Consider the following 2816-nt stretch of genomic DNA (forward strand, 5'->3'; position numbering starts at 1 on the left):
TATGGGATGCACCTTCCTATGCCGGCCGCGTCCTTTTGTAAAGAACCCCATTATTCTCTTAGAGGTATCCACGGTTTCTCTGGTGCTTTCTTACTTAAAAATCCTCTTATGGCTTCGCCGCGCTGAGGTGTGTCAGATGCAGTGCGGAGAACACTCCGGGCACAAACTACTGTGCGAGGTGTGGAACGCCGCCCTCGGCTGAGGAGCTCCGCGAAGTCTTCGGTTACCTTAAGCATAGAACAAGAGTTTCCTACAACAACATCAACCCGAGGAGAACACTCTTCAAGTCACTCGTAGATTTCCCAGAACTGTTCATGCGTTGGCACTCGGAGCGAAGACGACACGAATGCTTATCCGGACATCATCTAGGAGGATCCTGTCCGGATAAGCCCTAAGCTGTGGGCGCCACGGAACTGAATCGGTGAGAGACCGTGGAGCCCACCGCACGGGGGACATATTCGAGTTCTTCAGGGATTTAAACGTTTTTAAGAGGGAGAAGAAGAGGTTCGAGCTCAAGGTGGTCGCCGTGCTACTCTACGCTTTTGGATTAAGCCTCCACGAAGGAAGACCTCTGGCTTCCTCTGGATGCTCTCTGAGCCCGTCTCGAAGTCGAGTGTTCAGAATTAGGTGAATAAGGTTGAGGGAACACTCAGCTTCGATGTGGAGCCAGGCTGGCACCCAGTCATCGCCGTGGATGAGAGTGTGGTCAAGTGTTGTGGGAGACCCATCTACGTGTGGGTGGCTGTGGACGCACACACGACGCAGCCCGTCTGGTTCGACGTCTCATTAACGCGGACCACGGTGAACGCCCTCATGTTCCTGTGGAGACTGAGGAGGAGGTGTCTCCATGTGTGGGCGACCTGTCCATCCTTACGGACGGGGCTTCGTGGTAGTGTGACGCCGTGACCTTAGCAAGTCGGCTTTCGAAAGCACGTGCACCAGACCTTAGGGCTTTGGAGCACGGTTGATGAGGCGCTTCGGGGCTACCTCAAAGACACGAGAAGGGTGCTCCATGATAACATCAACCCCAAGAAGACACTCTTGGATTGGACGCCTTCCTATTTCCTAGAACTATTCGTGTACTGGCCCACCGTGTGAAGACCACACGAGTGGATCCTTATTCGGGCACCATACTTCTTTTTACGTAAGGTTTATCATCTGGTTTGCCTCGGTAGGTGCCGTGAATAGTTCTGATGGAGAGTCCGGTGACCGTCGTACGCTCTGGGTGCTCTCCTTGTACCAGCTGTTCTCGAATAATAGGTCTAGTCTTTTCACGGTTTATTTCGTCCTATTCTTGGTTGTGAGGGAGCGTGTTTCGGTGGCGGAGGGGTTAGTGGTGCTTTCAACTGCGTATTTTTCCTCGAGCCTGATTGGTCCAGTTGCTGGTAGGATATCTGATAGGCTTGGGAGGAGGCGGCTGCTACTTCTGGTTGCTGAGGCTTCCTCGCTTCCCTTCTTTGCGCTCATACCTGTGGTCCCGGGTTTCCTTCTGGTGGGCGTCTTCTTCGTGGTGGGTGAGTGTTTGCTGTCGTTGGGGTCAACCGCGCTGCAGGCGTTCATCGCCGATGTGACGCCGCCGGAGGGGAGGGGGGCTGGCTACGGGCTTGTGGGTGCTGTGGGGGCGGCTGGCTCGATCTTGGGGGTTCTGGTGGCGGGTGTGGTCGCCGAGGTCTTCGGGTTGGACGCCATATTCTATATGGTTGGCTTCATAATGGCTGGCACTATTCTTCTGATTGTCTTCGCGATTCCCGAAGTCAACCTGCCCCCATCCCCCTCCAGGAAGCCTCTGAAAGAAATGAAGAGTGTGGCCGTGTTTTCGCTTTCAACCTCGGTTCGCACGCTGGGTACGGGCGCGGTGACAGCGTTCTTCGCGACCTACGCCTACTCGCTGGGCGCCGACCCGTTTGATGTTAGCCTGGTCGCGGTGGCGGGTCTTGGGGCGACTGCCCTGCTGGGTGCGAGGCTGGGGAGGGCGGTGGACAGGGTGGGTGAAATACGGGGCTACGTGTACGGCACCCTGGTTGTGGTGGTTTCCCTATTCGTGTATGCGGTGTCGAGTAGCTGGCTTGACGTTATCCCCGCCCGTGTGATCTACTCGGCGGGGTTCGCGCTTCTTAGCCCCGCGATGCTCAGCTGGGTCACGAAGGTGGCGCCGGCGGATAGGAGAGCGGAGTACCTGGGGTTCTTCTCCCTCATAAACTCGACACTGTGGAGCCTCGGCCCCCTCCCCGGGGGCGCAGTGGAGGCCCTCTGGGGTCCGCTGGGGCTATTCGCTTTCGCCGCGGCCACATCCGCTGCCTCCGTGGTGGCTGTGCTCACCCTCTACCCCACCCCGAAGCGCACATCACCCCCAACATAATTATTGGGCTGATGTTAGGGCGGGAATCGACCTTTGGGAGCGGTTTATCGGGAAAATAGAGCGCGTTTTTCACAGAAAGTTAAAAGGTGTGGGTACCCATAATTCGTGGGTACCCATGAAATTTGTGTTCGAGGTGGAGGGTTTACTGAGTATGAGTCGTACATAGGCGGAGTTTTGCAAGGCTTATAGGTATACCCCCCTATACTTAGTAGGGGGGGCTATACTTGTTCTTTGACCCTAGGCCGAAGGAGAAAAGGGAGGATCTTTTTGACCGTGAAAGGGAGCTTGAGGGGTTTTCGAAGTCGCTTGGGTATTCACCGCTCATCTTGATTTTGGGGGCGAGGAGGACTGGTAAAACTTCGCTTATGAATGTGGCCCTTAAAGAGACACGCCAGCCCTACGTGATGATTGACCTGCGGGGCCTCCCCTACAACCCTTCGAGGGCGGACCTCCTACG

3 protein-coding genes and 1 pseudogene are annotated in these 2816 nt (G+C 55.9%); all 4 read left to right on the plus strand.

The features are described from left to right. Window positions 1-202: hypothetical protein (locus VKV29_RS10575; protein ID WP_324201274.1), on the plus strand; the 202-nt coding region annotated here is incomplete at its 5' end. A gap of 542 nt (window positions 203-744) precedes the next feature. Continuing rightward, on the plus strand, window positions 745-906 hold the full coding sequence (locus VKV29_RS10580) for a hypothetical protein (RefSeq protein WP_414647350.1): 162 nt from the start codon (window positions 745-747) through the stop codon (window positions 904-906). Window positions 907-1180: 274 nt separating this feature from the next. Then, the gene (locus VKV29_RS10585) at window positions 1181-2359 is read left to right on the plus strand and encodes an MFS transporter (RefSeq protein WP_324201276.1); all 1179 of its coding nucleotides are present in this window, start codon (window positions 1181-1183) and stop codon (window positions 2357-2359) included. 224 nt (window positions 2360-2583) lie between these two features. Next, window positions 2584-2816: pseudogene (locus tag VKV29_RS10590) on the plus strand (ATP-binding protein); the annotation flags it as partial.

This window comes from Chthonomonas sp., from assembly GCF_035294165.1.
Classification (GTDB): Bacteria; Armatimonadota; Chthonomonadetes; order Chthonomonadales; family Chthonomonadaceae; genus Chthonomonas.